The following is a 2,119-nucleotide window of genomic DNA, read 5'->3' on the forward strand; positions in this document are numbered from 1 at the left end:
TAATCACCATACCATCTATTGATTTTCTTTGATCAAACGAAGTTGTTGGTTGTGTAAGGTTCATTCCTTTATTCATAGCACCTGTTACAACTAATCCAATCGCTCCCACACCTACTAAAATTCCCGCTGCAATCACTATATGCTTTAGCACCTTTATTCTCCTCTCATTATTTTCATATGGAATCCAAAATAGAATCGAACACCCCTGTACAATAATTTCCCTATAAAAATGAGTGCAACAGCTAGCAACACGCCTAAGCCACTCATAATCATCGAGATAAAAATGGATTGTATGATATCCATGTCACGAATAAAAAAAGGAGAAATAAGCAAAGTCACCCCGCCAATTATAAAAGCTACCGCTACCGTCCAAAGGGAAAGATAAATGGATACCAACATAATGGCTGGAATGAGTGCAACCATCACATTAAAGAGAACTAATCCAATTCCAATTCCTATTTTTTTCACTAGCGAAGGAGAACGTTTCGGCACTACCACTTCTCGTAGCCCAAGTTCCTTCAAAATCTCTTCTTCTCCTTTCCCCTTCGCTAAAGCTGTTTCATATAAATCTTCGTATAACTCAATTATTCGATTTTTATCTTCCACTGATGCCTCAACTAGCCGTTTTTCGATAATTGCCCGCATTGCCTCCTTGCTCATTGCGTCTCTCCCCCTTCTCTCTTTCTTACTGTATGATATAAAAAAGAAACCCTCTAACATAGTGAAAGGAGTCATGACTTTATAAGTCTATTTCATGACTTTTAGACTAGAAATTTCATAACTAAAAAAGATGCCGCAAACGTGACATCTTCTTAATATAAAAGGCCGAGATGATCATCTCGGCCTTACGCTTTCATTATTTAAATAAAATGAGAAAATCCCCATATCCTTCTTTTTCTAACTCTTCTTTTGGAATGAAGCGAAGGGCAGCAGAATTAATACAATAACGAAGTCCGCCTTTGTCCTTTGGTCCATCTTCAAATACATGACCAAGATGCGAATCTCCTTCTCTACTACGCACTTCCGTACGGACCATTCTATGACTGATATCCATATTTTCCTTGACACTTGCATCCATAACCGGCTTGGTAAAACTTGGCCATCCACATCCGCTATCAAATTTCTCTCGTGAGCTAAATAACGGTTCGCCTGAAACAATTTCTACATACAATCCTTCTCTATGTTCGTTCCAAAATTCATTTTGAAAAGGAGGCTCCGTTCCGTTTTCTTGTGTGACATAATACTGCATTTCAGTAAGTTTACTTTTTAAATGCTCTTTGTCTAACTCCCAATGCTTCTTTATAAATGTATCTCGGCCTGATCCTTTTCGATATAAACCATAGCGAAAAGGGTTTTTCTTATAGTAGTCTTGATGATAATCTTCAGCTTCATAAAAAGGCTTTGCCGGAAGAATTTTCGTTGCAATCGGCTTTTGAAAACGGCCGCTTTCCGCTAATTCAATTTTAGAAGCCTCTGCCTTCTGACGTTGTTCTTCGTTATGATAGAAAATCACAGTTTGGTATGATTCACCGCGGTCGTGAAATTGACCTCCTGCATCAGTTGGATCGATTTGACGCCAATACATCTCAAGTAGCTCGTCATAGGACATGCGACTCGGATCAAATGTAATTTGCACAGCCTCATAGTGTCCTGTTGTTTCCGAACATACTTCCTTGTATGTTGGATTTTCCTTGTGACCGCCTGTATAACCAGACACGATTTTTATAATGCCATCTATTTCATCAAACGGTTTAACCATGCACCAAAAACAACCACCTGCGAAGGTTGCAAGCTCTCTAGTTTGTTCTGTTTCGCTCATGCTTTCACCCCATTCTTCTTATTTTTCCCAAAAAACGATCTTACTTCATATTGTATAGCAATACCACATGAACACCAAACAAACTGCACTTTGCAAAGTAGAAACATTATGTAATAACAGTAAACGGCTGCCATTCCTCAGGCAGCAACGATACATAGGGTTCTTTCAAAAAACGATCATCTACAAGTACAATTGTACCGGTATCTTCCTCCGTTCGAATCAGTCTTCCGCCGGCTTGCTGCACTTTGTTCATCCCGGGATATACATAGGAGTAGTTGTATCCATTTGCGCCAGTAGTAT

The 2,119-nt window shown here is 39.1% G+C and carries 3 protein-coding genes; all 3 read right to left on the bottom strand.

The annotated features are described in order from the left end of the window. Positions 1 to 153: 153 nt before the first annotated feature. Entirely contained in the window at positions 154 to 660 is a 507-nt protein-coding gene (locus AC11ZT_RS08700; RefSeq protein WP_484059223.1) for a DUF1700 domain-containing protein, read from the bottom strand. Positions 661 to 856: 196 nt separating this feature from the next. Next, positions 857 to 1,819, bottom strand: a complete 963-nt coding sequence (gene msrA, locus AC11ZT_RS08705; RefSeq protein WP_484059224.1) for a peptide-methionine (S)-S-oxide reductase MsrA — start codon at positions 1,817 to 1,819, stop codon at positions 857 to 859. A gap of 106 nt (positions 1,820 to 1,925) precedes the next feature. Further along, positions 1,926 to 2,119, bottom strand: a 194-nt coding sequence (locus AC11ZT_RS08710) for a helicase C-terminal domain-containing protein (RefSeq protein WP_484059225.1), incomplete at its 5' end; no start/stop codon positions are given.

It is taken from the genome of Ectobacillus sp. (assembly GCF_056992975.1).

Coding starts and splice junctions, on each gene's coding strand:
- AC11ZT_RS08700 (WP_484059223.1), bottom strand. CDS start 660: ATGAGCAAGGAGGCAATGCGGGCAATTATCGAAAAACGGCTAGTTGAG.
- msrA (WP_484059224.1), bottom strand. CDS start 1,819: ATGAGCGAAACAGAACAAACTAGAGAGCTTGCAACCTTCGCAGGTGGT.